Genomic DNA, 24,737 nt, shown 5'->3' with positions numbered 1-24,737 from the left:
CGCGTGCCCCGCTGCGTGACCCGGGGCACAGGCGGGGGCGGCGTGGGGACGCGGCGGTGCGGGCACCTTCAGGGGGCGACACAATGACCACGGTTGTTCTCTTTGATCCAGTACGGAGGAATGGGCGGATGCTCAACGAAAGAGCGGGGCAGCAGGCGCGCCCGGAGGACCTGGTCGACGTGGCCCGGCTCGTGACCGCGTACTACGCCCTGCACCCCGATCCGGCGGATCCCGGCCAGCGCGTCGCCTTCGGCACCTCGGGCCACCGCGGCTCCTCCCTCGCCACGGCCTTCAACGAGGACCACATCGCCGCGACCAGCCAGGCGATCTGCGAGTACCGGGCCGGGCAGGGCATCGACGGCCCCCTCTTCCTCGGCGCGGACAGCCACGCGCTGTCCGAACCCGCCCGGGTGACCGCCCTCGAGGTCTTCGCCGCGAACGACGTGACCGTGCTCGTCGACGCCGCCGACGGCTACACCCCCACGCCCGCGGTCTCGCACGCGATCCTCACCCACAACCGCGGTCGCACCGCGGGCCTGGCCGACGGAGTGGTGGTCACGCCTTCGCACAACCCGCCCGCGGACGGCGGCTTCAAGTACAACCCGCCGCACGGCGGGCCCGCCGGATCGGACGCGACCGGCTGGATCCAGGAGCGCGCCAACGAGATCATCACCGGCGGCATGAAGGAGGTCCGGCGCATCCCGTTCGCGCGCGCGTCGGCGGCCCCGACCACGCGTACCCACGACTACCTCGGCACGTACGTGCGCGACCTGCCGTCCGTGCTCGACCTGGACGCGGTGCGCGCCGCCGGCGTGCGCATCGGAGCCGACCCGCTCGGCGGGGCCTCCGTGGCGTACTGGGGGCGGATCGCCGAGGAGCACCGCCTCGACCTGACCGTGGTCAACCCGTACACCGACCCCACCTGGCGGTTCATGACGCTGGACTGGGACGGCAAGATCCGGATGGACTGCTCCTCCCCGTACGCGATGGCCTCGCTGATCGAGGGCCGGGACCGGTTCCAGGTCGCCACCGGCAACGACGCGGACGCCGACCGGCACGGCATCGTGACCCCCGACGGCGGCCTGATGAACCCCAACCACTACCTCGCCACGGCGATCGAGTACCTCTACGGCCACCGCGAGCAGTGGCCGGCGGACGCGGGCGTCGGCAAGACCCTGGTGTCCTCGGGGATGATCGACCGGGTGGCCGCGGACCTGGGCCGCGCACTGGTCGAGGTGCCCGTCGGTTTCAAGTGGTTCGTGGACGGCCTCCTGTCGGGCGGCATCGGTTTCGGCGGCGAGGAATCCGCCGGGGCCTCCTTCCTGCGCCGCGACGGCTCGGTGTGGACCACCGACAAGGACGGCATCCTGCTCGCCCTGCTGGCCTCGGAGATCCTCGCCGTGACGGGGCAGACCCCGAGCGAGCGGTACGCCGGCCTCACGGCCCGTTTCGGCGAGCCGGCCTACGCCCGGATCGACGCCCCGGCCACCCGGGAGGAGAAGGCGGTCCTCGCCCGGCTGTCACCCGATCAGGTGACCGCCGACACCCTGGCCGGGGAACCGGTCACGGGGGTGCTGACCGAGGCTCCGGGGAACGGGGCCGCGATCGGCGGCATCAAGGTCACCACGGAGCACGCCTGGTTCGCGGCGCGACCCTCGGGCACGGAGGACGTCTACAAGATCTACGCGGAATCCTTCCTGGGCACCGACCACCTGGCCCGCGTGCAGGAGGAGGCCCGGTCCGTCGTCTCGGCGGCACTGGCCGACTGATCCCGCCCCCGGCGAAGCCTTCGCCGCCGCACCTCTCGCCGGCGAACCCGCCACCCCGGCCCGGGACTTCTCAGTAGGGTGGCGGGCTCCGGGAGTTCGCGCGGAGGGAGCGGTCATGCGAGGCGGCAAAGTCGCGGTGGTGGGCGGGAGCGTTGCGGGCTGTGCGTTGGCCTCGGCGGCGGCGCGCGCGGGCGCCGACGAGGTGGTGGTCCTGGAACGCACCCGGGGGCGGCTGGCCGACCGCGGACTGGGGCTGTGCATCCACGACGGCCGCGCCGCCGAACTCGCCGCCACCGGCGCCCTGCCCGCCGGCATCGCCGCGCACCGGCTGACCCGGCGCCGCTGGATCGTCCGCGACGACGGGGTGGCCGGGCCCGCCGGGCGGGTGTTCTGGGAGCAGCCGTTCCCCTTCCACTCGTACCACTGGGGGCTGCTGTGGCGCGGGCTGCGGGAGGCGACCCCCGCCTCGGTGACCTACCGCCAGGGGGCGGCCGTGACGGGCGTCGCCGACACCGGCGAGCGGGCCGAGGTGCGGACGGCCGACGGGGGCGCCGAGCCGTTCGACCTGGTCGTCGGAGCCGACGGGTACCGCTCGGTGGTGCGCGAGGCCGTCTGCCCGGAGTCCCGGCCGGTCTACGCGGGGTACGTCTGCTGGCGCGGGAACCTCGACGCCCGGCGGCTGGAGGGGCTCGGCCACGGCGGCGTGCCCTCCGACGCGGTGACCACCGTCTGCTTCACCGGCGGGAGCTGCGTCGTCTACCCCACCCCCGGACCGGACGGCCCCCGGGTGAACTGGGTCCTGTACGCCATGCCCCCGAGCGGGGGCAGGCTTCCGTTCGACGACCCTACGAGCTTCCCGCCGGGGCGGGTGACCGAGGAACTCACCGCACACCTGCGCACGCTGCTGGAGCGGGAGTTCCCGCCCCACTGGGCGCAGGTGCTGGCCCTGACGGAACCCGCGGACACCTACGTCCAGCCCATCTACGACCTCGAGACGGCGCGTACGACGGCCGGGCGCCTGCTGCTCGCGGGCGACGCGGCCACCGTGGTGCGCCCGCACAACACGAGCGGGGTGGCGAAGGCGCTCCAGGACGCCTCCGCGTTCGAGGAAGCCTGGCGCCGGGCCGGCAGCTGGGCCGAGCTGCTGGGCGGGTACCACGCCGCGCGCGGTGCGGCGGGGCGGGAGATGGTCGCCCTGGCCCGCCGCCTCGGCCGGGGCCAGGTGGAGCAGACCCCTGCCTGGGCCACGATGGACCTCCGCGAAGTGGAGTCGTGGTGGCGGGAACTGCTCGACGGAGCCGCCGACATCGGCGGTCAGGCCATGGCGCGGGAGGCCCGGGGCTGAGCGGCCGCGCCAACGGCGCGACGGCGGGGGAGTCCGCCCCGCGCGACGGCGTCTTGCGGTCCGCGGAGCGGGAACGGACCCCGTACGAGCGCCCGCGGGGAGTCCGGCGTCGGGGAGGCCGGGGCCCGAGGGCACCCGAGCGCCCCGCCGGCGGCTCGGCCACCGCGGGCGGCCGCCACGGTGCGGGGCGGCGCCACCGCGGCCTACGCTGGAGACGGCGGCCGTCCGCGGTGAGCGGCCCGGGCGGCCGCCCCGGCGGCTGCGGGCACGTACCCCTCCTTGAATCCCGCGCCCGCGGCGCCGGCACGGCGACCGGTCCCGGCACGGCGACCGGTCCCGGCAGGCGCGGCGCGGCGTGCGGCCGGGCGGAGCCGGAAGGGCCCGCGCGGTGGGACAGTGGATGGCATGTGCGGTCGATATGCCTCCAGTCGCGCCCCCGAGGACCTGGCCGGCCTGTTCGAGGCCCGCTGGGACCCGCGGGAGACGCTGGCACCGAGCTGGAACGTGGCCCCCACCGACGAGGTCTGGGCGGTCCTCGAACGCCCCGACCGCGCGACGGGCGAGGTGGAGCGCCGGCTGCGCGCCCTGAGGTGGGGATTGGTGCCCTCCTGGGCGAAGGACCCGAACGGCGGCGCCCGCATGATCAACGCGCGGGTGGAGACGGTGCACGAGAAGCCCGCCTACCGCCGGGCTTTCACCCGCCGCCGCTGCCTGCTGCCCGCGGACGGCTTCTACGAGTGGCAGCCCGTGGCCGCCACCGCGACGGCGAAGGCGTACAAGCAGCCGTACTTCATCACTCCGCAGGACGCCGGGGTGATGGCCATGGCCGGGCTGTACGAGTTCTGGCGCGACCCGGCCGTGACGGACGAGGACGACCCGGCTGCCTGGCTCGTCACCACGACGATCATCACGACCGAGGCCACCGACGCGGCCGGCCGCATCCACCCCCGCATGCCGCTGGCCGTTGCCCCGCACGACCACGACGCCTGGCTGGACCCCGCCCACGAGGACGTCCACGTGCTCCGGGCCCTGCTCCACACCCCGGCCGGCGGCCACCTCGACGTACGGGCGGTCTCCACCGCGGTGAACAGCGTCCGCAACAACGGACCCGAGCTGCTCGAGCCCCCGGCCGAGCACTGAGCGCCGCCGGTCAGGCGCCGATGGCCGCCATCAGCATCGGGAACGAGGACACCAGCTCGCGCTCCCAGTACGGCCACGCGTGGACGCCCCGGTACGAGCACACCGCCGCCGGGATCCCCAGCCGGGCGAGCCGCAGCCGCAGGTCCTGGTTCATGCCGTGGATGAGCCGCTCGACGGGTTCCGTGCCGTGGCGGACCGGGTTCGTGCAGCGTGTCGGGCTCGCCGGCGGGTCGCCCCGCTGCCAGCCCGCACCGGCGTCCGTGCCGTCGCCGTACGAGACGTAGAGAGCGCTACCGGCCAGCCCGGCGGCCCGATGGGCCGGGTCGTTGCGCTCCCACACGGCGCGCTGGCGCACGTCCGCCGGGTCCGCGGTGTCGTACGGGAAGCCCGGCTCGCCCCAGATGCGCCGCCAGTCGGTTCGGCCGCCTCGGCGGCCCCGGCCCCGCCGTCTGCAGCAGGAGTACGAGCGCAGCCAGCAGCGCGGCCGCATGTCGTGTGATCCGGTTGTGCACGAAGCCTTCCCTCTCTCCGATTTGCCGTTCCCCCGGCAGATCAGGGCGGCGGGCACACCCCCGCCCGGGCGGGCGTGTGCCCCCGTACGGTCAGGGAGTGCGGGGCGCGGTCCGGATGCGCGGGAAGGCGCAGCGGGCGGCTGCCCGGGGTGAGCGACCCGAGTACGCGCGGCCCCGCGGCGCCCGTGCACCCCGGATCGTTGCCCGGGAGGCCGTGCAGGGTGAGGTATCCGAGCACCGCGAAGGCGTAGGCCTCCTTCGCCTCCGCGGGCAGCCCGAGCTCCTGGGACCCGCGGACCGCGGTGCCTGCGGCGCCGCCCGCTCCGCCCGTGCCGTTCCTCAGCTCGTCGCGGAGCATCGCCATCAGCGCGGGGTTCCGTACGCCGCCGCCGGACACGAACACCTCGGTGGCGCCGAGCGGGCGCAGCGCGTCGGCCACCGTACGGGCGGTCAGCCGCGTCAGGGTGGCGACGAGGTCCTGCGGCCGCATTTCGCCGAACCCCACCAGGCGTGACCGCAGGTAGCCGGCGTGGAACAGCTCCTTGCCCGTCGTCCGCGGGGGCGCCAGCCGGTAGTACGGCTCTCCGGACAGCAGCCGCTCCAGCAGCCCCCCGTGGACGCGCCCGGCGGCGGCCAGCGCGCCGTCCGCGTCGTACGCGAGCCTCCCCGCGCTCAGTTCACGGACCGCCGCGTCGATCAGCGCGTTGCCCGGTCCGGTGTCGAACGCCAGGGGAGCGCCGCCCGCCGGCAGCACGGTGACGTTGGCGATCCCCCCGATGTTCAGGGCGGCCGGTACGCCGGGACGCCCGCGCAGGAGCATCAGGTCGATCAGACTCACCAGCGGTGCGCCCTGACCGCCCGCCGCCACGTCGCGCGGCCGGAAACCGGACACGACCGGGCAGCCGGTTCGCTCGGCGATCCAGGCCGGTTCGCCGAGCTGCAGGGTGCCGTGCACCCGGCCGCCCTCGGCCCAGTGGTACACCGTCTGCCCGTGCGAGGCGACCAGCTCGGCGCGCCCCCCGCACAGTTCGCTGTCGGCGCGGGCGGCGACGGCCGCGAAGACCTGCCCGATCCGGGTGTCGAGCCGGCAGACCTCGGACAGGGTGGTCGCCGCGGGCGGCAGCGCGGCGGCGAGGGCCTCCCGGACATCGGCCGGGTAGGGCTCGCTGACCAGACCCAGCGGTTCGAGGTGCAGCGTGCCGTCCTCGGCGCAGAGTTCGAGGTCGGCGGCCGCGGCGTCGACGGCGTCGTACGAGGTCCCCGACATCAGCCCGATCACCCTCGTCCTCATCGCAGCGGCTCCTCGTGGTCGCGGCCGCGCAGGCCCAGCAGGGCGAAGCAGCTGAGGGCGCAGGCGCCGGCGGCGTAGTACGCGGGCACGGAGCTGTCTCCCGTCCGGGCGATCAGGGCGGTGATGACGAGCCCGGCGCAGCCGGAGAACACCGCGTTGGCGAGGGAGTAGGCCAGTCCGAGCCCGGTGCAGCGCACCCGGCGCGGGAACATCTCGGCGAGCATGGCCGGCCCGGGCCCGGCCATCAGGCCGACCAGCGCGCCGGCGAGCAGGACGGCTCCGGCCCTGGACCACGGCGAGGCGCCGGGGGACTGGAGGAGCCGGAGGAGGGGGAGGGCGAGCAGCACGACGCCGAGGGCGCCGCCCAGCATCACCGGCCGCCGGCCGATCCGGTCGCTGAGCGCCCCGGCGGGCAGGATCGAGGCGGCGAACCCGGCGTTGGCCAGGGCGGTGGCGAGCAGCGCCTCGCGGAGGGAGGCGCCCAGGGTGGCCTGGAGGTAGGAGGGCAGGACGACGAGGAAGGTGTACCCGGCCGCCGACCAGCCCATGACGCGCCCGATGCCGAGGACGACGGCCCGCGCGAGCTCCCGGGGGCGGACGGCGGGAGCGTCCGCCGGGGCGGCGGGCTGTTGCGGCGGGGGCGGTTCCGCCAGGGCGGTGCGCAGCCACAGCGCGACCGCGCCCAGCGGCAGCGCCAGCAGGAACGGGATCCGCCACCCCCACGCGTGCAGGGCGTCGGCGGGCAGCGCGCTCGCCAGGGCGGCGGCCGTACCCGCACCGGTGAGCAGGCCGAGCGCGACGGTGAAGGACTGCCAGGCGCCGTAGAGGCCGCGGCGGCCGACGGGCGCGTACTCCGTCATGAGGGCGACGGCCCCGCCGAACTCCCCGCCCGCGGAGAGCCCTTGCAGCACCCGCAGGAGGGTGAGCAGCCAGGGCGCGGCGGCGCCGATCGCGGCGCGGGTCGGCAGGAGGCCGATCATCACGGTGGCGAGCGTCATGAGGCCGACCACCACGATGAGGGTGGGCCGCCGCCCGACCCGGTCGCCGAGCCGTCCGAACAGCACGGCGCCGACGGGGCGGAAGAAGAACGCGAGCGCGAAGGAGGCGTACGCGGCCACCAGCGCCTCCGCGCCGCTGCTCCCCTCGTACCGGAAGAAGTTCGCGGCGATGACGGTGGCCAGGCAGCCGTAGACGCCGAACTCGTACCACTCGACGAGGTTGCCGACCGACCCGGCGAGCAGGGCCCGCCGGGTGGTGCTCGTGCGGACGGCCGCCGCGGGGCGCAGCGCGAGGGGTCTCACCGTCAGAGGTCCTCGCCCGAGAGGAGGGGCTCGAACGCGGTGTAGGCGGCGAAGTTCCGGAAGTGCCTCGTGTAGAGCTCCGTTCCGTCGCCCACGCGGTCGTCCGGTACCTCCGCGACGTCCACGAGCTGCCGGAACGTCCAGGTGATCAGCTCGCCTTCCGCGTTGCGGTAGTGCGTCTCCAGGCCCTCGCCGTGGGCCCGGGCCTTCTGCCCGGCCTCGTCCTCGTTCCGGGCGGCCAGCAGCACGAAGCTCTCCCGGTACAGGGGCGGTTGGCCGCCGGACGCCGCCGAGGGCGAAGCCTCGGCGGCGCAGAGCAGGACGGCGACGTACGTCCTCACTTCTTGAACCGGTTGTCGTTCAGCAGCTTCCACGCCGTCCGGCAGGACCCCCGCCCGCAGCCCCGGATGTACCCGAGGGAGTCCCCGTAGTGCTCCCCGGGGAACGCCTGCCGGATGGAGCCCCTGCGGCACCGCGAGATGAAATTGTTCGCGATCTCGCCCAGGTTCTCGCCGGCCGCGCAGGCGTCCGAGAACCGCGCCGTGGACTGCGCCGGCAGCCGCGCGGGCGCGGCGGCGGCGCCCGCCGGTACGCCGGACAGGAGGGCGCACGCGAGGGCGAGGGCGGCCGCGCCGCGCCGCCCCGGCTTCCGGTCGAGACCCATGATCAGCAGCCCGCGAGCTTCCCGTACGCGATCCAGACCTCGCCCTTGCCGTTGATGCTGACGTTGCCGCTCTTGTGCAGTCCGGTGTACTTCCCGCGGTACTTCCGGAGCTGCCCGAACTGCGATTCCAGGGACAGGTAAGGGGAGTCGGGCTTCCAGTCGCCCGAGAACTCGGCGTACACCCCGTCGGTGCCGTCGGTGCCGCTCGCCCAGCAGGCGCGACTGCCCGAGTAGAGGACCAGGTTGCCGTCGTACTGCATCTCCAGGCGGTTGGCGCCGTGGCTGATGCACTGTCCGGGGATCAGCTTGTCGGTGAACGACGTGCCGATGCTGCGGCACGCCGCCGCCCGCCCCGTCGCGGCGGAGACCTGCCCGGCCGGCACGGCCGCCGCCGCCAACAGGCTCACCACCGCGAGTGCCAGTGCACGGGTCGTGTTCCCGACCGTCTTCATGGACGCACCCTTCTCCGCGTGATCGATTCCCTCGTCGATCACGAAAGGTAGCAGCTCGACTACGGAGGGTTCGACCTTCGTGGCGCTCCGTCGAGACCGTCCTGCGGATCGAGGACTCCACGTGCCCCTGGAACGAGGGGTGTTGTGGACCGTGCCCCCTCGGTCGGCATCTCGCTCACCGGCCCCGACCCGGCAGGGCGGGTCCGTGAACTGAAGCCGGCAGCCCCGGCGCAGGCCTCCGCGGGACACGCCCTAGCGGGCCCGCCGCACCGGCCGGGGCTGCGGCGTGGGCGCGGTCGCGGTGACGGTGGCGCCGAGCCATTCGGCGCCGAGGAGGAGTTCGGCCGAGCGCAGCGCCGTGTGGGCGTTGCGCCGGCCCATCAGGATGCACAGGGTGTACGTGGCGTCGTCGAGCTCATCGCGTACGGCCGGGTCCTCGGGCGCGGCCAGGGCCCGGCGGCGCAGACCGCGATGGCGCTTCAGCAGCTCGCCGATGGTCCGCGGGTCGGGGAGCAGCCGCGTGTACGGCAGGGGCGCGGGCTCGGCGGCGGACCGGGCCTCGTCCAGCGCGTCCGCCAGGGCCCTGCCCAGAGGGGGCGCGGGCTTGCCGCCGCGACCCAGTACGAGTACGGCCCCGGCCGTCTCGTGCAGTTGGGCGCCGGCGGCCCGCGCCGTGTCCGCCAGGATCTGCCGCGCGGTGTCGGCGCCGCACGGCACCACCGCCATCAGGACGGTGACGGCCTGCTCCGCGATGGCGTGCCGGGGTGGCGTTTCGTTCATCCGTCTGATTCCTCGTTCCTCCGACTGCTGCTCCGGGGTGGGGCGGGGCCGGGTGCGGGCGGCCGCACCGGACGGTTCGGATCCGCCGGAAGGCCTCCGGGGCCCGGCCTGCGGCGCCGGCCACCGCCCCCGTCGGCCCGGACGGGGCGCGCCGTAGGCTGGCGGCAGGCAGCCCTGCCGACCCCTCCGGAAGGACGTACGCGATGAGTGTGAAGGCCCGCAAACTGTTCGAGGCGCTCGATCTCAACCACGACGGCACCCTGACCCGGCTGGAAGTGATCACCGCCCTGCGGACGAAGGGCCCGACCCTGGCCGCCAACGGCGACCTGCCGTTCTGGGGCCTGGGGGATGTCGACGCCTCGTCCGCGCTCTTCGACGCCGCCGACAAGAACGGCGACAACGTGCTGACGTTCGAGGAGTTCGCCCGTGAGGTCGACCGCCGCTTCGGCTGGTAGCCGCCGCGCCGCCGAACCGCGAACGGGCGCGTCGACGACGGTCAGGCCGTCCGGCCGTCGGCGTCCGGGCCGGAGGCTTCGGCCGCGGCGAGCGTGGCCGCCCGGCGGTTGAGTACGACGGTCGCCGCGGCCGCGCTGAGCGCGAAGGCCGCCGCCACCGTGGCCGGCCGGTCCAGCCGGTGCCGGGTGGCGTGGTCGAGCGAGAAACGGCCGGGCCCGGCCAGGCCGATGCAGGCCGCGACGAAGCCGAGGAAGGCCGGGTACTCGAAGCCGCCGCCCTGGGCGTAGAACCCGGCGGGCGCGTGCACGGCGACGGCCCCCGCCATGGCGCCGGCCGCGGCGGCGCCGGCCGCGGGAGTCGCCAGCCCCAGCGCGAGCAGCGCCCCGCCGCCCGCTTCGCCGAGCCCGGCCGCGATCGCGCTCTCCCGGCCTGGGGTGAACCCCATGTGCTCCATGCCGCGGGCCGTGCCCTCGATGCCGGCCCCGCCGAACCATCCGAAGAGCTTCTGCGACCCGTGCGCGAGCAGCACACCCCCTGCGCCCAGGCGCAGGGCGAGCAGTCCGAGATCCTTGCGATGCGTGAGCGGCATGAGGACGGGCCCTTCCGGAGGGGTTGCGTGTCACCTGGCATCAAGCTTCACGCGAGCGCCCGCCGCGCGCACGCGCTGTGCCGCGCCCGGGTGTCGGATCAGCCGTCGTCCATGGCGGCATCGCAGGAAGGGCACACGAGGCCCTCCTCCCCGGGCGGGTACCACGGCGAGCCCGGCTCCGCGGACGGGGTCCGCGCCGCCGCCCGCATCGCGAACGTGTCCCTGCCGCACAGCGTTCGCGGGCCCGGCTCGGTGGTGGTACCCGGGGCCGCCGGGGCGGCGTGCACCTGGCGTACGGCGGCCCCGGCGCCCGGGGCCGGCCCGCCCGCGGCGTGGCTCGGCGCCTGCGTCTGGAGTTCGTGCACCACGATGATCCCGCTCATACCCCGACGGTAGGCGCTCCTGCGGCAGCCCGCTCCTTCGCGCCGGTGCGGCCGTGTGTGGGCCGGTTGGCCCCGCCCGGAGCGGGGCCAACCGAGGGTAAGGCATACAAAAGGCTATGCATTTCATTGCATTCCAGGCATTCGCGCCATACGTTCCCCACGGATTCGAGCCTGGTTCCCTGGACAGCCGGAACGGCTGTGCACACTCCGACCGGAGGTCTGTATGCCTTGCCGCACGTCACTCACCCTGCTGGCCGCAGCCGCGTTGCTCTCCCTCGGCGCCCCGGCAACGGCCGCCCACGCGGCCGACGCCACCTGCTTCGGGCAGCCGGCGACCATCACCGGGTCCGGCACGATCAACGGGACGGAGGGCAACGACGTCATCATCGGGTCGGCGGCGGCGGACACCATCGACGGTCTCGGCGGAGACGACCTGATCTGCGGTCTCGGCGGGAACGACACGATCGCGGGCGGCCTCGGCAACGACCAGCTGGACGGCGGCGAAGGCGCGGACCTCATGCGCGGCGACCTGCTCTCGACGCGGGCTGCCGTGGACGGCGGGGGCGACGACGTCCTCTTCGGCGGTCCGGGTGACGACCGCATGGGCGGCGACAGCATGGCCTTCGGCTCCAGCGCGTCGGGCGGGGGCGACGACGTCCTGTTCGGCGAGGCGGGGAACGACGCCATGATCGGCGACAGCCGGGGCGGCATCAACGCGACCGGCGGCGGCAGGGACGTCCTGGACGGCGGGGCCGGAGACGACAGCCTCACCGGCGACTCCTCCGCCGAGGGCACCGCGACCGGCAACGGCGAGGACGTCCTCCTGGGCGGCCCCGGCGTGGACACCATCATCGGTGACAGCAACTCGGGCCACGCCGCGCACGGCAAGGGCGAGGGCCTGACCGGCAAGCCCGCGCACCTGACCGGCAAGCCCGCGCGCCCGGCCGGACAGGGCCGCCCGACCCCGGCGGCGAAGCCCGCGCAGGGCGCACCGGTCGCGCCCGTCGCCGCGGACGCGGCGGCGGGCGGCAACGACGTCATCGACGGGGGCGAGGACGCGAAGGACAGCTGCGACGGCTCGGGCGGGGCCGACATCGCGGTCCGCTGCGAGACCTTGTCGAACGTGCCGTAACCCGCGACGGGCCGCGCCCGCGCCGCCGCGGTCAGCGGATCGCGTACCGCGCGGCGATTCCGTCGATGACGATCTGCAGACCCTCTTCGAAATGCTCGTCGTACTCCTCGAAGAGGTGCGTACCGGCGGCCGCGGCGAGCGGGTACTCGGCCAGACGCTCGCCGCGCTCGGTCACGTCGTAGCCGTCCCGGCGCTCGCCCGGGACGGGGTGGACGCCCTGTTCCTCGATCACGAACCCGAGCGTGTAGGAGAACGCGGTCGCCATGGCCCGTACGGCCTGCGGCAGTTCGAACCCGTGCGCCAGTAGGGCGCGCAGATGGGCCTCGGACTGTTCGGCGTGCTCGGTTCCGGTGAAGCGTGAGCCGGTGAACACGCGGGCGCCGTCGCGGTACGCGAGCAGGGCCTGGCGCAGTCGGCGATTGGCGCTCAACATCCGCTCCCGCCAGGGCGCCGGCGCGTCGCCCGGCACGGTCTCCTCCGGGCTGGTGACCATGCGCCGGAACATCTCCGTGGCCATCTCGTCGATCAGCTCTTGCTTGTTCTTGAAGTGCCAGTACAGCGCCGGTGCCTTCACGTCCAGCTCCTGTGCGATGGCGCGGAGGGTGAGCTTGTCGAGCCCGCCCTCGTTCAGCAGCCGCAGCGCGGTCTCCGCGACGGTCAGGCGGGTCAGGGGCGGGACGCGCGGCGGAGTCCGCTGCGGCTTGGCGTTCATCGTCTGCCTCTGTCTCCCGGGGCGGTTCACTCTTCCGTGGCGTTGACAGCTTAACAGCGTTAAGGGCACTCTTGCGGGACGAGGCTCCTTAATGTTGTTAAGGAGCCGTGGCGGAATCGGCCGAACGGGGAGAGCGATGAACCGGCAGCGGTACCAGGAAGACCGGAGTGATGTCCTGATCGTGGGCGCCGGCCCCACCGGCCTTGTGCTGGCCTGTGATCTTGCCCGGCGCGGAGTGCGTGCGCTGGTCGTCGAGCGCTCGCCGGAGCTGTTTCCCGGCTCCCGCGGCAAGGGGGTCCAGCCGCGGACCCTGGAGGTCTTCGACGACCTCGGGGTCGTGGGGGAGGTGCTGCGATGGGGCGGCCGGGCGCCGATGGGCATGACGTGGCAGGAAGGCGCCCGGGCGGGGGAGTACCGCATGTTCGAGGACGTCGAGCCGACCGAGGACGCGCCCTACACGGGGCCCTGGCTGGTGCCCCAGTGGCGCACCCAGCGGATCCTGCTCGACCGTCTCCGCGACCTGGGCGGTGACGTCGTGTTCGGGGTCGAACTGACCGGCCTCACGCAGGATGCCGAGTCCGTCACGGCCACGCTCGTACCGGTGGGAGGCGGGAGCGCGATGTCCGTCCGCGCCGGATATGCCGTCGCCGCCGACGGCGGCCGGTCCACGGTCCGCCGGCTCGTCGGCATCAAGATGACCGGCGAGCGCGTCGATCCCGCCCCGATGCTCGTGGCGGACGTGGTCATACCGACGCTCGACCGGGACAACTGGCACATCTTCCCGCCGGCCGCGGGCGGTACGGGCTTCGCGGCCCTCTGCCCCTTGCCGCATACGCGGGAGTTCCAGTTCGTGGCCCAGCCGGCGCCGGTCGGCGGAGAGGTCACGGCGGAGGAAGTCCGTTCGCTGGTAGCCGAGTTCACCCACATACCGGCCGAGGAGGTCGCCGAGGTCCTGTGGGCATCGGACTTCACCGTGAACGCCGCCCTCGCCGACCGCTTCCGTGACGGCAGGGTCTTCCTCGCGGGCGACGCCGCCCACATCCACTCGCCGGCGGGCGGCCAGGGACTCAACACCAGCGTCCAGGACGCGTACAACCTGGGGTGGAAGCTCGCCGCAGTGCTCCGGGACGGAGCTCCCGAGACGTTGCTGGACACGTACGAGGAAGAGCGCCTGCCCAATGCCGCGGCCATGCTGGGGCTGTCCACCCGCATCCACCGGGGTGAGGAGCGGCGCGGCGCCGCCACCCGCCAACTCGGCCTCGACCAAAGGGCCTCCTCGCTCACCCGGGAGATACGCGCCGGATTGGCCGAGGGAGCCCTCACCGCGGGAGACCGTGCGCCCGACGGGAAGCGCGACGGCCTGCGGCTCTTCGACCTCTACCGCGGCCCCCACTTCACCCTGCTCGCGGTCGACACCCCGCTGCCGGAGCACCTGCCGGCGCTCCCGGGCCTGCGGACCGCGCGGACCAGTGCGTACGAGCCCTACGGAAGCGGGCTGTACCTGGTCCGCCCGGACGGGTACATAGCCTGGGCCGGGCCCGGCGGTGACGCGCTGGAGGCCTCGGCCGAGGATCTGCGGGGCTGGGCATCGCGGTTCGCGCGGCCCGCGCAGGGGGGTGTGTGAGGGGGCCGGCCCGACGATCCGTGGGCCACCGCGCGCCTGCCCCGGCTAAGGGGAGAGGGCGTCGAAGTCGGTGCCGGTCAGGTCGCGGCTCGCGGCCCACAACCGTGCCGCGACGGAGGGGTCGGCCAGGTGCTTCCACACTGGTTCACGGCTGGGCTCGCCGCGCAGGCCGAAGGCGCGCGGTCCCCACAGCTGGCCGCCGCGCACGTCCGGATCGAGCACCGCCCGGACCGCCGGCCACGCCCCGGCGTGCTTGCCCTGGAGGAGGAGGGCCGCGGGTGCCGCGCTCAGCCGTGTGCCGGTGGTCCGCACATGGATCGGCGGCCGCGACGGGGTGAGGGAGTCCAGCGCGCCGCCTGGATGGACCACCACGCTCGCCACCGTGCTGCCCGCAGCGCGCAGGCGGCGGTCGAGTTCGACGCCGAAGTACATCTGTGCCAGCTTGGAGCGTCCGTAGGTGCGCTTCGGCCGGTAGTCCGTCCGGCACTGGAGGTCGTCCAGGTCCAGCCGCTCGGACTTCGCCGCGAAGCTGCCCGTCGTCACGACGCGGGCCGCCGGTGCGGCCGACAGCAGGGGCATCAGCCACCGGGTCAAGGCGAAGTGCCCGAGGTGGTTCGTGCCGAACATGAGCTCGTGACCGTCCCCGGTCTCCCTGCGCGGCGGGTCGTCGAGCGCGACGCCGGCGTTGTGGACCACCGCGTCGAGGCGTTCCACCTGCAGTGACTCCGCCACCGTTCCGAGCGACGCGAGGTCGGCGAGGTCCAGCCGCACGGCCCGCACCCGTGCGCCGGGGACACGGGCACGGATCGAGGCCGTGGCGGCCTCGGCCCTGGCGGGGTTCCGGCTCCCGAGTACGACGGTGGCTCCGGTTGCCGACAACTGCTCCGCGACGAAGTACCCGATGCCGGCGTTGCCGCCGGTGACCAGGAAGACGCGGCCACCGGCACGCGGCAGGCGGTGGACGTTCCAGGGCTGGGTGGAGGATGCGGACGACATGGCGATGGTGCTCCCCTGCTCTCGAAGGCGGTCGCGGCCGCCCCCTCGGGCAACCCGGCACCCCCACGGTTGCAGCGGCCACCGACACATCCCCGACGGATCACCGACAGTCCCGCGGGACGTCCGACACCCCGCCGACGCGATGGCGGGTGGGACGGCAACGCCGAGCGGATCAGCCTCCGCGCCCCCGGCTACGGGCGGACGTAGGGGCGGGTCATGATCTCCATGTTGTGGCCGTCCGGATCGGCGAAGTACGCGCCGCGCCCCCCGAACAGGCGGTTGATCCTTCCCGGTTCGCAGTGGTGGGGGTCGGCGTAGTAGGCGACCCCCACCGCCTCCAGCCGGGCGATCGCGCCGTCGAACCGCTCCTCGGGCACGAGGAACGCGTAGTGCTGCGGCTGGATCGGCTGGTCGGTCATCGCGTAGTAGTCGAGCGTCACGCCGTTGCCGAGATCGACGGGCAGGAACGGGCCGAACGGAGCTCCCACCTCCAGCCCCAGGACCACGGCGAGGAACTCGGCCGACAGCGCCCGGTCCCTGGCGTGGACGACGGTGTGGTTCAACTCGACGGCGTTCGGATGCTGCCGGGTGTTCGACATGAGTGTGTTTCTCCGGTTTCTGGGTTGCCGTGGGAAGGCGCCGCACACGGGCGCCGGGCGAAGGAAACGCGGAGAGCGGGCGGGCTCCTGGCCCGCCCCGGGCTCACGCCGAGGCCGGGAACCCTGCTCGTACATGGCCCAAGGCCGACCCGGCAGTCACCCGGTCGACCCTAGTGATCGTCATGATCGGGCGCAATACCGATTCCCCGGGCGGTTCACCGGCGCGTTCTGACCGCCGCCCGCACCCAAGCGCGCTCCTGCAGCCGAAGGCGGGACGGCGTCCCCAGTACCGGCGGACCCCATGCCACGAGCGCCGCCACGGCCGCCGAGGCACCCGTGACGGCGGCCACCCCGTAGGACCAGGTCGCCGACGTCCCGCTGGGCAGCACCATGAACAGCAGCACCAGCGACGCCAGCCGCGCCCGCGTGCTCTCCAGCAGGCGCCAGGCGACCGCCGCGAGCGGCACCATCCCCCACAGCAGGTACCAGGGCTGAACGACCGGGGCGGTCACCACCAGTCCCAGCAGCGCCATGCCGCCGGCGTACTCGGGACCCGTACGCGGCGCACGCCACACGCAGAACCCCACCAGGCACACGCCCAGCACCAGACCCACCGACCGCGCGGCGGCGATCGCATCGCCCGCCGTCCCCACGCCGAACCCCTCGGACAGCAGCCCGAGCACCCGGCCCACATCCGTACTCGGCGAGAGCACCGTGTACACCTGCGCCGGGCCCCGCAGCGTCGACAGCCACCCCCAGCCCTGGCCGCACACCGTCACCCCCAGCACCAGCGCCGCGAGACCCGCCAGTGCGATCCCCGCCGCCCGCAGCCATCCCGCACGCCGGTCCGGCCGCCCGCCCACCGACCACGCGGCGGCGCACAGCAGGGCCACCGCGGCGGGAACCTTGACCAGCGTGGCCGAGACCAGCACGACGGTGCCCAGCACCCAGTGCCCCCGGCGGAAGGCCACCAGCCCGGCCACCATCAGACCGATCATCAGCGCCTCGTTGTGGGCCCCGCCCACCAGGTGCACCAGGGCGAGCGGGTTGAGCACGGCCGCCCACAGCGCCCCGGCCTCCGCGTCGCCGGACCCGGAACCGGGCTCCGAGCCCCGCCCGGAACCCCACTCGGACGCGAGCCGCCCCACGCCCCAGACGATCAGCGCCAGCCCCGACAGGGCCAGCAGCCGCATGCCCAGCACCGCCGCCACCGTGTGGTGTTCGCCCGTGACGGCGACCACGGCCCGCGTCGCCGCGACGGCCACCGGCCCGTACGGCGCCGGGGCGTCCTGCCACACCTCCGGCACGTTGTCCGTGAGCGGACCGCCGAGCACCGACGGCCCCAACCGGTAGACGTCCCAGCCCCGGACCGCCAGCGCGCCCTGCGCGACATAGCTGTACGCGTCATTGCTGAAGATCACCGGGCCCGGGACCAGCGGCAGGACCCAGGACCACAGCACGGACCTCAGCCGTCCCCCGCCGACCGGCTCCCCGGCCCGCAGCAGTCCGCCCAGCCGCCACCAGGCGACGACGAGCAGGACCAGTCCGGCGTACGAGGCGGCCGCTCCCAGTACCGTGTGCGCCGGGGTGCGCTGCGCCCACACCCCGTCCGGCACCCCGAAGGGCAGCGCGCCCGCGGACCAGCTCCCGGCGGCCAGCAGCACCGACCCGAGCGTTCCGAGCAGCCGGCAACCCCGGACCGTGACCCCCATCTGAGACATGCCGGCAGCCTAGGGCGGACGAGGCCGAAGATCGGCCCGTCCGAGGCGGCGGGGGAGTGAACTTCGGGCGTCCTTCCGGTCAGCCGGTCATGCCGACGGGCCGAGCCGGACCGGCAGCGACCGGTGGCCGTTGCTGATGAGGGAGGTGACGGGCAGCAGTTCGTCCGCGGGCACCGCCAGCTCCATCGCGGGGAAGCGGTCGAAGAGGGCCTCGAGCGCGGCCGCGACCTCCAGACGGGCCAGCGGGGCGCCGAGGCAGAAGTGGACCCCGTGCCCGAAGGCCAGGTGCTCCTTCGTGACCCGCGTGACGTCGAAGGCGTCCGCGTCGGTGCCGTGCCAGTCGGGGTGCCGGTTGGCGGCGGCGTAGGAGGCGAGGATCGCCTCCCCCTTGGCGATGGTCCGCCCGTCGGACAGCGGGATGTCCGCCAGCGCGAAGCGCATCGGCAGGTGCTTGACGGCCGACTCGTACCGCAGGGTCTCCTCGACGACGTCGCCCCAGCCGCTGCGCCCGGCCCGGACGTGGTCCAGCTGGTCGGGGTGGGTGAGCAGGGCCGTCACCGCCTGGTCGATGACGTTGACGGTGGTCTCGTACCCGGCGCTGATCATCAGGATCAGGGTGTCGCTCAGCTCGGAGTCCGAGAGCGCGGAGCCGTCCCCCTCCTCGTCGCGGGCGGCGATGAGCAGCGAGGTCATGTCGTCCCCGGGCATTGCGCGCTTGGCGGCGATGAGCTCGGCGAGTACCTCGTACACCCGGACCGTGTTCGCGGCGGCCTCCTCGGGGGTCAGGGTCGTGTCGAAGACCCCGTCCACCACCGTGCGGAACTCGCCGCGCTGCTCCTGGGGGAGGCCCATCAGGTGCCCGATCACCGCGATGGGCAGCGGGTAGGCGAGCCGCTCGCGCAGATCCGTGACCTCGCCCGGAGGGAGGGCGGCGAGCTCGTCGACGAGGCCGGTGACGATGTCCTCGACGGTCTCGCGGAGCAGGGCGACACGGCGGGCGCTGAACGCGGGGGCCACCATCCGCCGCAGCCGCCGGTGGTCGGCTCCGTACGCGGTGAACATGTTGGTCACCGCGACCCAGAGGGCGAGCGGCCACGTCTGGACGGCCTGCTCGAACTCCGGCCAGTGCGCGCGGGCGTCCTTGGACACGTCCGGGCTGGTGAGCAGCTCCTTGAGCAGCGCGGGGTCGGTGACGGCCCAGGCCGTCACGCCGAGGATGTCGACGCGGGCCGCGGGCCCTTGGGCACGCAGCAGCCGGTGCTCCGCGTGCCGGTCGGCGCCGGCGGGGTCGAGGACCAGCGGGACGGCGGGTGCCTGGTTCACGCGGGACTCCTTTGCGTGGGGGACTAAGAGGTGGTCGTGGTGGTGCGCACGGTGTGTCATCTCCCGCACAACGCGTGTAGTGGGCACGGTGTTCCGCGCGCGGTCACGGCGTCGTCCGCTGCCGGTCGGCGCCGACGTGCGGGCCGTACACCTCGAACTCGTACAGCGAATGGCCGTAGGCCGTGCCGCGCGCGGTCCCGTACACGCGGATGTAGCGCCCCGATCCCGACAGTCCGGTGAGCTCCTGGACCCCGCCGGCACCCGTCGTCGTGGAGTACACGGTGCGCCAGGTCGCGGCGTCGTCCGAGAGCTGGATCCGGAAGGCCCTTGCGTACGCCGCCTCCCAGCGCAGCACCACGCGGCTCACGGCCTGGCCGGACCCCAGGTCGACCTGGAGCCACTGCGGGTCGGCGTACGCGCTGGACCAGCGGGTGCCGGGGTCGCCGTCGGTGGCCGCCGCGGCCGGGAAATCGGCGGTCTCCGTACTGGAGGCGGTGGTCGGCCGGTTGCGGGCGAGGTTGCCGGGCCGGGCGAGGCCCGGCCAGGCGGGGTTGTGCCCGACCGCGGCCGCGATCGCGGTGAAGGCGGCGTACGTGGCCGCAGGCTTCGGCGAGCCCCAGGTCTGCTGGGCCAGGGCGCGCAGCGGGTACATGATGCCCGCCGCGATCTGCTCCTGCGTCTCGGCGGCGGGGTTGTCGCACCACACGTGGAGCAGCGAGCCGGGGTTCCTCGAGGGGTCGGTGAGGGTGGCCCCGCCCTCGAAGCGGTCGGGGGTCCAGGTCTCGTACATCCAGCGGGTGTCGGGCTTGGCGCCCCCGAGCACGTAATACGTCGGCGTCCAGGACTCGTTGGCGACGGCGTGGCCGGCCGCGGCCAGCTGCTGCGGGGTGAGGCCGTAGCCGTACCAGTACTCGACGAGGATCCCGGGGTGCGGGGTGACGGTCCCGTCCCCGGCCTTGATGCCGTCGTTCCACATCCGGGTGGTCTTGCCGGCCGCCCGGACCAGGTCGTCGGCCCAGTTCACGAACCCGTAGTAGGTGTCCTTGGCGGTGGCGCCCGCCCCGTAGTGGGCGCGGGCGTAGGCCAGCAGCTGGGGGTACCCGGAGTAGTCGGTGACGTACTCGTCGGCGCCGATGTGCCAGTACGGGGCCGGGAACAGCGGCAGGTACTCGTTCACCAGGTCCTTGACCAGGGTGTACGAGGCCGGCAGCGAGAGGTCGATGAAATCGGGACTGGCCGTGCCGGAGGCGTTCTTGAGCCTGAGCTCGGGGTGGGCGGACAGAACGGCGTTCATGTGCCCCGGGGTGTCGATCTCGGGAACGATCGTCACGTGGTACTTCTGCCCGAGCGCGACGAGGCCGGCGATGTCCTGCCGGGAGTAGTGGTCGGCGGAGACGATCTCCGGGTGGGTGGAGCTTTCGAGCCGGAACCCGAAGGTGTCCGACAGGTGGAAGTGGAAGTAGTTGAGTTTGAGGTAGGCCAGCTCCTTGATGTGCCGCTCGACCCAGTCGACGGTGAAGAACTTCCGGCCCTGGTCGATCATGAGCCCCCGCTCCGCCTTGGCGGGCCAGTCGACCGCAGTACCGGCGGGCACCGTGGACGACCGGTGCAGGAGCTGGAGCACGGTACGGGTGCCGTAGAACGCGCCGGTGCCGGTGCCCGCCCCGATGGCGAGGGACGGCCCGACGGTCAGCCGGTAGCCCTCTGCGGGCAGCCCCGGATCGCCGAGGCTCAGCGCGATGTCGCCGGGGGAGGCGCTTCCGGTGACGACACCCACGGGACGCCCGGCCAGCGCGCCCAGGTCCTCGGCGAAGGTGGCGGCCTCGGCGGAGAGCTGGGCGGCGTGGGCGGGATCGACGACGATCCGGCTGGTGCCGGTGAAGGTGTAGGCGCCGGTGCCGGCCGTCCACTGCCGCAGCGCCGGTACGGTCTGCGGCGGCGCGGCGGCGGCCGGTGCGGGTCCGGCGGCTGCCCCTGCGGGACCGGCGACGGCCACACCGGGCGAGGAGAACGCGGCCACCGCGCAGACGGCGGCGATCAGCAATCTGAGCAGACGCATGGCAAGTCCCCAAGTCGTGGGAGGGCAGGGGAGTGCAGGGGTCGGTCAAAGTGCAGCCAAAGTGGAGCGCAGCGCCGGATGCATGTCAACACCTGCTCGAAACACCGCGCCGGCGAGCAGGATCGCGCACACATCCCGCGCAGGGTCCGCGTGTTACCGTCGCGCCATGTCCAAGGGTGAAATAGACGCGCTGACCGCCGAGTTCTTCGGGGCGTTCGACAACCGGGGCGGCAAGGCCGCCGACGTGGACCGGATCCGGCGGCTGGTCCTGCCGGGCGGGGTGATCGTCAAGACGGGTCCTCCGGAACTCGCCGTCTACACCGTCGAGGAGTTCATCGAGCCCCGCCGGAAACTGCTGAACGACGGCCGGCTGGTCGAGTTCTCGGAGTGGGAGACCTCCGAACGGACCGACATCGCCGGCGACATCGCGTCGCGGTTCGGCGAGTACCGCAAGTCCGGGATCCTGGACGGCGAGCCGTTCGAGGGCCGCGGGACCAAGACGATCCAGTTCGTCCGCACCCCGGACGGCTGGCGGATCGCCGCGTTCTCCTGGTACGACCGGCCCTGAGCCGACCCGGCCGGGCTAGGTCGTGTCCGCAAAGTCCCGCCTGCCCCGCGACGTCCGGCACGCGCTCTCGGCGCACCGGGCGAAATCCCGAGTACGTCCAGTACAAGCGCTTCCGCCCGGCACACCGAGAGCACGCACCGGACGCCGCGGGACCGCCCTCCGGGCGGACGGCGCCACTTCGCGGACACCCCCTAGGAGGGCCCCGCGACCGGTTCCTCGCCGCGCCGCCGCTGCCACCGCACCGCCGTCATCACGAGCACCAGCAGCGCGGCCGCCCCGTACGCCGCGGCACTCACCGCCCCACGCGAGCCGAACGCCTGGCCCGTGACGTAGACCGCAGGGCCCGCGACCGCGATGCCCAGCCACTCCCAGCGCCCGTCCAGGGCCACCAGCCCGACGAGCAGCAGGGCGTACCACGAGTAGCCGGGCGTGAGCAGCACGAACGCCCACCCGGTCACCAACAGGGCGCCGCTCCAGGGCCGTCGTGGATCCCCGCGCCACAGCACGTACCCGCACACGCCCGCCATGACGGCGACCAGCACCGGCACCGCCCCGTCGCCCGGCAGCACCAGCCGGAGCAGCGCGTAGCGGGAGCCGGCCGAGGGGTCCTCGTACCCCTCCTCCTCCACGTAGCCGCCCAGGTAGCCGAAGACGGAGCCGTGCGAGAGCAGCACGTACGGGAGGTACGCGAGCGCCGTGAACGCGGCGGCCGGCAGCAGTACGGCGAGCGCGTCGCGCACCCGGCGCACGCCGGACAGGGCCCCCGGGAGGACGATCGCCGGCATCAGCTTCGTGGCGACGGCCGCGCCCAGGACGAGCCCGCCGCCGACCCGGCTCCCCGGGCTCCGCGCGGCCACGAGCCCGAGACCGGACACGGCCAGGAGCACTCCCAGCACGTCGACGTGCGCGTTGTTCACGGCTTCGACGGGCACGGCGGGGCACCACGCCCAGTACGCGGCCCCGCGCGGATCCGCGCCCCGGCGCCGCATGATCAGCAGCAGCGCCCCCGTCACGCCGAGCGACAGCACCCCGGCGCCGATCTGGAGCGGCTTGTGGCGGGAGCCCTCGGGGGAGAGCCGGTCGACGGCCAGGAAGTACGCCTCGGCCACCGGCGGGTAGATGGTGTGCACGGCGGGCCGGTTGATCCGCGTGCAGTGCGGGGTGTCCCCGGCGTACGGGATCCGGGCCAGGTCCGGGCCGGTGCAGGCGGCGGCGCCCGTCGGGAAGAGCCACGGATCGCGCAGCCCCTCCAGCGCCCGGTCCTGCGGTGCGTGGTCGTACGGGGAGACGCCGGCGGCCTGGACCCGGCCGTCCCAGGCGTAGCGGTACGAATCGGTGCTGGTCCGGGGCGCCGCCACCAGCCCCGTCGCCGCCACCGCGAAGGCCCCCGCCAGTACCAGCGGCACCGCCAGGCGGGCCGGGACCCGGCGCAGCGCGAGCAGCGCGACCGCGAACAGGGCCCAGCAGGCCGCGTACCGCCAGGACAGCCCGGCGGGGTCGGTGAAATTGCCGTCGTAGCGGATGGTCCACACCAAGGCGCAGACGAGGGCGGAGAGGCCGAGGGCGGCGAGGACGAAGGGGCCGATGGCGGTACGCGGGTTCACAGTCGCAGCGTTCCAGGCGGCGGCGCGCATCGGGGTCGCCCGCCGCACCATGTCCGCGTTTCGTAAGGTGCCCGAACCGCCTTCGCGCACCGTCCCGGGGGTGTCATGGGTCCATGCGCTTCCCCATCCCTCTCCCCTCGGACCCGCCCGTCACCTTCAAGGCGCGGTTGCACGACGCCCGTACCGCGACCGCGATCGGCCGCTGGCTCGGGCCGGCCTTCACCGTCTGCTTCGCGACGGGCGTGCTCAGCCACTACTTCCAGCATCCGCCGGACTGGCTCGCCGACCGGCTGCCGAGCCGCCCGTACTGGGGCTACCGGTTCACCCAGGGACTCCACGTCATCTCCGGGATCGCGGCGGTCCCGCTGCTGCTCGCGAAGCTGTGGGCGGTCTACCCCCGGCTGTTCGCATGGCCGCCGCTGCGGTCGGTGCGGCACGCGCTCGAACGGGCCTCCGTGGCCGTCCTGGTGGCGGCCGGGGTGTTCGAGCTGTTCACCGGGCTGCTGAACACCTTCCAGTGGTACCCCTGGCCCTTTTCCTTCGTACCCGTGCACTTCGCGCTGTCCTGGCTGCTGATCGGAGCGCTGATGGTGCACATCGCCGTGAAGTGGCCGCAGATCCAGGACCATTGGACCCGGCGCTCCCCGGGCACGCTCGCGCTGCCCGAGGCCGACGGCCCGGACCGGCGCGCGCTGCTGGCGGGTGTCGCCGCGGCCGTGGGGGCGGTGACGCTGACGACCGCGGGGCAGTCCGTGACCGCGCTCGGGCGGCTCGACCTGTTCGCCCCGCGCGACCCCGCCGTCGGACCGCAGGGACTCCCGGTGAACCGCACGGCCGCGGCGGCCGGGGTCACCGCGGCCTCGGTACGGGACTGGCGGCTGACCGTCGCCGGACCGCGCCCGTACACCCTCGGCCTCGACGAACTGCGCGCGATGCCGCAGCACGAGGTGACACTGCCCATCGCCTGCGTCGAGGGCTGGAGCAAGAACGCCCGCTGGACCGGGGTCCGCGTGCGCGACCTGCTGGAACGCGCGGGCGGCGGCCCGGCCGCCCGGGCCCGCGTGGAGTCCCTGGAGCCGGTCGGCGCGTACCGGGTGACGGAGATGGGCCGTGAGTACGCCCAGGACCCGCTCACCCTGCTCGCGCTGCGCGTCAACGGCGAGGAACTCTCCCCGGACCACGGCTACCCGGCGCGGATCATCGCCCCGAACCGGCCCGGCGTGCTCCAGACCAAGTGGATCGCCCGACTGGAGGTGTTGTGATGCGGTACCGGTACGCGGTCGCGGGTCTCGGCGCGGTCCTGATGGGCCTGGGCGGCGCCCTGCTGGTCCGGCAGCCCTCGCCCTGGCGGATCGCCCTGTGGCTCGCCGGTGCGGTCGTGGTCCACGACGGGCTGGTCGCGCCGCTCGTCATGGCCGTCGCCGCACTCACCGCCGCCTTCGGCCTGCGCCTGCGCGGGGTCCCGCGCTCCGCCCTGATCGTCGCGGGCTCCCTGACGGCGATCGCCCTCCCGCCTCTCCTGCGCCCGGGCGGCGCCGCCAACCCGACGGTCGTACCGCTGGACTACCTGCGCAACTGGCTGCTGACGATGGCCGCCATCGCCCTCGCGACGGGCCTGTACGCCGCCGCACGCGCGGCACTGGGCGGGGCGCGCCGGCGGACCTGAGCGCCGGGACACGAGAAAGCGGCTGACGCCAAACCGCGTCAGCCGCTTCTC

25 protein-coding genes are annotated in these 24,737 nt (G+C 74.1%); 9 read left to right on the top strand and 16 right to left on the bottom strand.

What is annotated here, in order from left to right:
• The first annotated feature begins 128 nt into the window (after nt 1–128).
• The 3 genes from pgm to ACFY1T_RS23125 all read left to right on the top strand — a co-directional run bounded on the left by pgm (nt 129) and on the right by ACFY1T_RS23125 (nt 4,254).
• Complete coding sequence (gene pgm / locus ACFY1T_RS23135) at nt 129–1,769, top strand: phosphoglucomutase (alpha-D-glucose-1,6-bisphosphate-dependent) (RefSeq protein WP_390789836.1); 1,641 nt, start codon at nt 129–131, stop codon at nt 1,767–1,769.
• Between the two features lie 115 nt (nt 1,770–1,884).
• Nucleotides 1,885–3,114: an FAD-dependent monooxygenase gene (locus tag ACFY1T_RS23130; protein WP_390789835.1), complete on the top strand. Its 1,230-nt coding sequence runs from the start codon at nt 1,885–1,887 to the stop codon at nt 3,112–3,114.
• Nucleotides 3,115–3,519: 405 nt separating this feature from the next.
• Nucleotides 3,520–4,254: an SOS response-associated peptidase gene (locus ACFY1T_RS23125; protein ID WP_390789834.1), complete on the top strand. Its 735-nt coding sequence runs from the start codon at nt 3,520–3,522 to the stop codon at nt 4,252–4,254.
• A gap of 10 nt (nt 4,255–4,264) precedes the next feature.
• Here the strand turns inward: ACFY1T_RS23125 and ACFY1T_RS23120 are convergent, their stop codons facing one another.
• The 7 genes from ACFY1T_RS23120 to ACFY1T_RS23090 form a co-directional block, all read right to left on the bottom strand.
• The gene (locus tag ACFY1T_RS23120; RefSeq protein ID WP_390789833.1) at nt 4,265–4,744 is read right to left on the bottom strand and encodes a hypothetical protein; all 480 of its coding nucleotides are present in this window, start codon (nt 4,742–4,744) and stop codon (nt 4,265–4,267) included.
• A gap of 62 nt (nt 4,745–4,806) precedes the next feature.
• Complete coding sequence (locus tag ACFY1T_RS23115; RefSeq protein ID WP_390789832.1) at nt 4,807–6,057, bottom strand: anhydro-N-acetylmuramic acid kinase; 1,251 nt, start codon at nt 6,055–6,057, stop codon at nt 4,807–4,809.
• Nucleotides 6,054–7,364 (bottom strand): MFS transporter, encoded by a 1,311-nt coding sequence (locus tag ACFY1T_RS23110; protein ID WP_390789932.1) that lies wholly within the window; start codon nt 7,362–7,364, stop codon nt 6,054–6,056. The genes ACFY1T_RS23115 and ACFY1T_RS23110 overlap by 4 nt, the downstream gene beginning before the upstream one ends.
• Nucleotides 7,361–7,699: a DUF4288 domain-containing protein gene (locus ACFY1T_RS23105; protein ID WP_390789831.1), complete on the bottom strand. Its 339-nt coding sequence runs from the start codon at nt 7,697–7,699 to the stop codon at nt 7,361–7,363. The genes ACFY1T_RS23110 and ACFY1T_RS23105 overlap by 4 nt, the downstream gene beginning before the upstream one ends.
• Nucleotides 7,696–8,022 (bottom strand): hypothetical protein, encoded by a 327-nt coding sequence (locus ACFY1T_RS23100; RefSeq protein ID WP_390789830.1) that lies wholly within the window; start codon nt 8,020–8,022, stop codon nt 7,696–7,698. The genes ACFY1T_RS23105 and ACFY1T_RS23100 overlap by 4 nt, the downstream gene beginning before the upstream one ends.
• Before the next feature lie 2 nt (nt 8,023–8,024).
• Nucleotides 8,025–8,474: a hypothetical protein gene (locus ACFY1T_RS23095; RefSeq protein WP_390789829.1), complete on the bottom strand. Its 450-nt coding sequence runs from the start codon at nt 8,472–8,474 to the stop codon at nt 8,025–8,027.
• 252 nt (nt 8,475–8,726) lie between these two features.
• Nucleotides 8,727–9,254: a DUF5133 domain-containing protein gene (locus tag ACFY1T_RS23090; protein ID WP_390789828.1), complete on the bottom strand. Its 528-nt coding sequence runs from the start codon at nt 9,252–9,254 to the stop codon at nt 8,727–8,729.
• Nucleotides 9,255–9,457: 203 nt separating this feature from the next.
• Here ACFY1T_RS23090 and ACFY1T_RS23085 point away from each other — a divergent pair, with 203 nt between their 5' ends.
• On the top strand, nt 9,458–9,709 hold the full coding sequence (locus ACFY1T_RS23085) for an EF-hand domain-containing protein (RefSeq protein WP_030856741.1): 252 nt from the start codon (nt 9,458–9,460) through the stop codon (nt 9,707–9,709).
• Between the two features lie 41 nt (nt 9,710–9,750).
• On the opposite strand, the gene ACFY1T_RS23080 is transcribed toward ACFY1T_RS23085, so the two are convergent.
• Both ACFY1T_RS23080 and ACFY1T_RS23075 read right to left on the bottom strand, forming a co-directional pair.
• Complete coding sequence (locus ACFY1T_RS23080; RefSeq protein ID WP_390789827.1) at nt 9,751–10,299, bottom strand: DoxX family protein; 549 nt, start codon at nt 10,297–10,299, stop codon at nt 9,751–9,753.
• 98 nt (nt 10,300–10,397) lie between these two features.
• A complete protein-coding gene (locus ACFY1T_RS23075; RefSeq protein WP_390789826.1) occupies nt 10,398–10,682 on the bottom strand; it encodes a hypothetical protein in 285 nt (94 codons plus the stop codon).
• A 223-nt stretch (nt 10,683–10,905) separates the two neighbouring features.
• Between ACFY1T_RS23075 and ACFY1T_RS23070 the strand changes: the two genes are divergently transcribed.
• The gene (locus tag ACFY1T_RS23070) at nt 10,906–11,814 is read left to right on the top strand and encodes a calcium-binding protein (RefSeq protein ID WP_390789825.1); all 909 of its coding nucleotides are present in this window, start codon (nt 10,906–10,908) and stop codon (nt 11,812–11,814) included.
• Nucleotides 11,815–11,845: 31 nt separating this feature from the next.
• On the opposite strand, the gene ACFY1T_RS23065 is transcribed toward ACFY1T_RS23070, so the two are convergent.
• Complete coding sequence (locus ACFY1T_RS23065; RefSeq protein WP_390789824.1) at nt 11,846–12,526, bottom strand: TetR/AcrR family transcriptional regulator; 681 nt, start codon at nt 12,524–12,526, stop codon at nt 11,846–11,848.
• A 91-nt stretch (nt 12,527–12,617) separates the two neighbouring features.
• Between ACFY1T_RS23065 and ACFY1T_RS23060 the strand changes: the two genes are divergently transcribed.
• Nucleotides 12,618–14,150, top strand: a complete 1,533-nt coding sequence (locus ACFY1T_RS23060; protein WP_390789823.1) for an FAD-dependent monooxygenase — start codon at nt 12,618–12,620, stop codon at nt 14,148–14,150.
• A 45-nt stretch (nt 14,151–14,195) separates the two neighbouring features.
• Here the strand turns inward: ACFY1T_RS23060 and ACFY1T_RS23055 are convergent, their stop codons facing one another.
• The 5 genes from ACFY1T_RS23055 to ACFY1T_RS23035 form a co-directional block, all read right to left on the bottom strand.
• A complete protein-coding gene (locus tag ACFY1T_RS23055) occupies nt 14,196–15,146 on the bottom strand; it encodes an SDR family NAD(P)-dependent oxidoreductase (RefSeq protein ID WP_390789822.1) in 951 nt (316 codons plus the stop codon).
• Nucleotides 15,147–15,337: 191 nt separating this feature from the next.
• A complete protein-coding gene (locus tag ACFY1T_RS23050; protein WP_390789821.1) occupies nt 15,338–15,745 on the bottom strand; it encodes a VOC family protein in 408 nt (135 codons plus the stop codon).
• A 215-nt stretch (nt 15,746–15,960) separates the two neighbouring features.
• Entirely contained in the window at nt 15,961–17,466 is a 1,506-nt protein-coding gene (mptB, locus tag ACFY1T_RS23045; protein WP_390789820.1) for a polyprenol phosphomannose-dependent alpha 1,6 mannosyltransferase MptB, read from the bottom strand.
• 87 nt (nt 17,467–17,553) lie between these two features.
• Nucleotides 17,554–18,789, bottom strand: a complete 1,236-nt coding sequence (locus ACFY1T_RS23040; RefSeq protein WP_390789819.1) for a cytochrome P450 — start codon at nt 18,787–18,789, stop codon at nt 17,554–17,556.
• A gap of 103 nt (nt 18,790–18,892) precedes the next feature.
• Nucleotides 18,893–20,848: a family 20 glycosylhydrolase gene (locus ACFY1T_RS23035; RefSeq protein ID WP_390789818.1), complete on the bottom strand. Its 1,956-nt coding sequence runs from the start codon at nt 20,846–20,848 to the stop codon at nt 18,893–18,895.
• 166 nt (nt 20,849–21,014) lie between these two features.
• On the opposite strand from ACFY1T_RS23035, the gene ACFY1T_RS23030 reads away from it, so the two are divergent.
• Entirely contained in the window at nt 21,015–21,416 is a 402-nt protein-coding gene (locus tag ACFY1T_RS23030) for a DUF4440 domain-containing protein (RefSeq protein ID WP_390789817.1), read from the top strand.
• Nucleotides 21,417–21,607: 191 nt separating this feature from the next.
• Here ACFY1T_RS23030 and ACFY1T_RS23025 read toward each other — a convergent pair whose 3' ends face one another.
• Nucleotides 21,608–23,020, bottom strand: a complete 1,413-nt coding sequence (locus tag ACFY1T_RS23025; protein ID WP_390789816.1) for a glycosyltransferase 87 family protein — start codon at nt 23,018–23,020, stop codon at nt 21,608–21,610.
• A 113-nt stretch (nt 23,021–23,133) separates the two neighbouring features.
• Here ACFY1T_RS23025 and ACFY1T_RS23020 point away from each other — a divergent pair, with 113 nt between their 5' ends.
• Both ACFY1T_RS23020 and ACFY1T_RS23015 read left to right on the top strand, forming a co-directional pair.
• Nucleotides 23,134–24,282 (top strand): molybdopterin-dependent oxidoreductase, encoded by a 1,149-nt coding sequence (locus tag ACFY1T_RS23020; RefSeq protein WP_390789815.1) that lies wholly within the window; start codon nt 23,134–23,136, stop codon nt 24,280–24,282.
• Complete coding sequence (locus tag ACFY1T_RS23015) at nt 24,282–24,686, top strand: hypothetical protein (protein WP_390789814.1); 405 nt, start codon at nt 24,282–24,284, stop codon at nt 24,684–24,686. Before ACFY1T_RS23020 ends, ACFY1T_RS23015 begins: the two co-directional genes overlap by 1 nt.
• The last annotated feature ends 51 nt before the right edge of the window (nt 24,687–24,737 follow it).

The sequence above is a fragment of the Streptomyces sp. NPDC001194 genome (genome assembly GCF_042896985.1).
In the GTDB taxonomy this organism is placed as follows: Bacteria; Actinomycetota; Actinomycetes; order Streptomycetales; family Streptomycetaceae; genus Streptomyces.
This window is presented reverse-complemented; position numbering and strand designations above follow the sequence as displayed.

Bases quoted from the DNA above. Each gene is read 5' to 3' on its own strand.
- ACFY1T_RS23070 (WP_390789825.1), top strand. From the start codon at position 10,906: ATGCCTTGCCGCACGTCACTCACCCTGCTGGCCGCAGCCGCGTTGCTC.
- ACFY1T_RS23015 (WP_390789814.1), top strand. From the start codon at position 24,282: ATGCGGTACCGGTACGCGGTCGCGGGTCTCGGCGCGGTCCTGATGGGC.
- ACFY1T_RS23085 (WP_030856741.1), top strand. From the start codon at position 9,458: ATGAGTGTGAAGGCCCGCAAACTGTTCGAGGCGCTCGATCTCAACCAC.
- ACFY1T_RS23035 (WP_390789818.1), bottom strand. From the start codon at position 20,848: ATGCGTCTGCTCAGATTGCTGATCGCCGCCGTCTGCGCGGTGGCCGCG.
- ACFY1T_RS23090 (WP_390789828.1), bottom strand. From the start codon at position 9,254: ATGAACGAAACGCCACCCCGGCACGCCATCGCGGAGCAGGCCGTCACC.
- ACFY1T_RS23020 (WP_390789815.1), top strand. From the start codon at position 23,134: ATGCGCTTCCCCATCCCTCTCCCCTCGGACCCGCCCGTCACCTTCAAG.
- ACFY1T_RS23095 (WP_390789829.1), bottom strand. From the start codon at position 8,474: ATGAAGACGGTCGGGAACACGACCCGTGCACTGGCACTCGCGGTGGTG.
- ACFY1T_RS23030 (WP_390789817.1), top strand. From the start codon at position 21,015: ATGTCCAAGGGTGAAATAGACGCGCTGACCGCCGAGTTCTTCGGGGCG.
- ACFY1T_RS23115 (WP_390789832.1), bottom strand. From the start codon at position 6,057: ATGAGGACGAGGGTGATCGGGCTGATGTCGGGGACCTCGTACGACGCC.
- ACFY1T_RS23060 (WP_390789823.1), top strand. From the start codon at position 12,618: ATGTTGTTAAGGAGCCGTGGCGGAATCGGCCGAACGGGGAGAGCGATG.
- ACFY1T_RS23075 (WP_390789826.1), bottom strand. From the start codon at position 10,682: ATGAGCGGGATCATCGTGGTGCACGAACTCCAGACGCAGGCGCCGAGC.
- ACFY1T_RS23050 (WP_390789821.1), bottom strand. From the start codon at position 15,745: ATGTCGAACACCCGGCAGCATCCGAACGCCGTCGAGTTGAACCACACC.
- ACFY1T_RS23130 (WP_390789835.1), top strand. From the start codon at position 1,885: ATGCGAGGCGGCAAAGTCGCGGTGGTGGGCGGGAGCGTTGCGGGCTGT.
- mptB (WP_390789820.1), bottom strand. From the start codon at position 17,466: ATGTCTCAGATGGGGGTCACGGTCCGGGGTTGCCGGCTGCTCGGAACG.
- ACFY1T_RS23080 (WP_390789827.1), bottom strand. From the start codon at position 10,299: ATGCCGCTCACGCATCGCAAGGATCTCGGACTGCTCGCCCTGCGCCTG.
- ACFY1T_RS23065 (WP_390789824.1), bottom strand. From the start codon at position 12,526: ATGAACGCCAAGCCGCAGCGGACTCCGCCGCGCGTCCCGCCCCTGACC.
- ACFY1T_RS23120 (WP_390789833.1), bottom strand. From the start codon at position 4,744: ATGCGGCCGCGCTGCTGGCTGCGCTCGTACTCCTGCTGCAGACGGCGG.
- ACFY1T_RS23100 (WP_390789830.1), bottom strand. From the start codon at position 8,022: ATGGGTCTCGACCGGAAGCCGGGGCGGCGCGGCGCGGCCGCCCTCGCC.
- ACFY1T_RS23125 (WP_390789834.1), top strand. From the start codon at position 3,520: ATGTGCGGTCGATATGCCTCCAGTCGCGCCCCCGAGGACCTGGCCGGC.
- ACFY1T_RS23055 (WP_390789822.1), bottom strand. From the start codon at position 15,146: ATGTCGTCCGCATCCTCCACCCAGCCCTGGAACGTCCACCGCCTGCCG.
- pgm (WP_390789836.1), top strand. From the start codon at position 129: ATGCTCAACGAAAGAGCGGGGCAGCAGGCGCGCCCGGAGGACCTGGTC.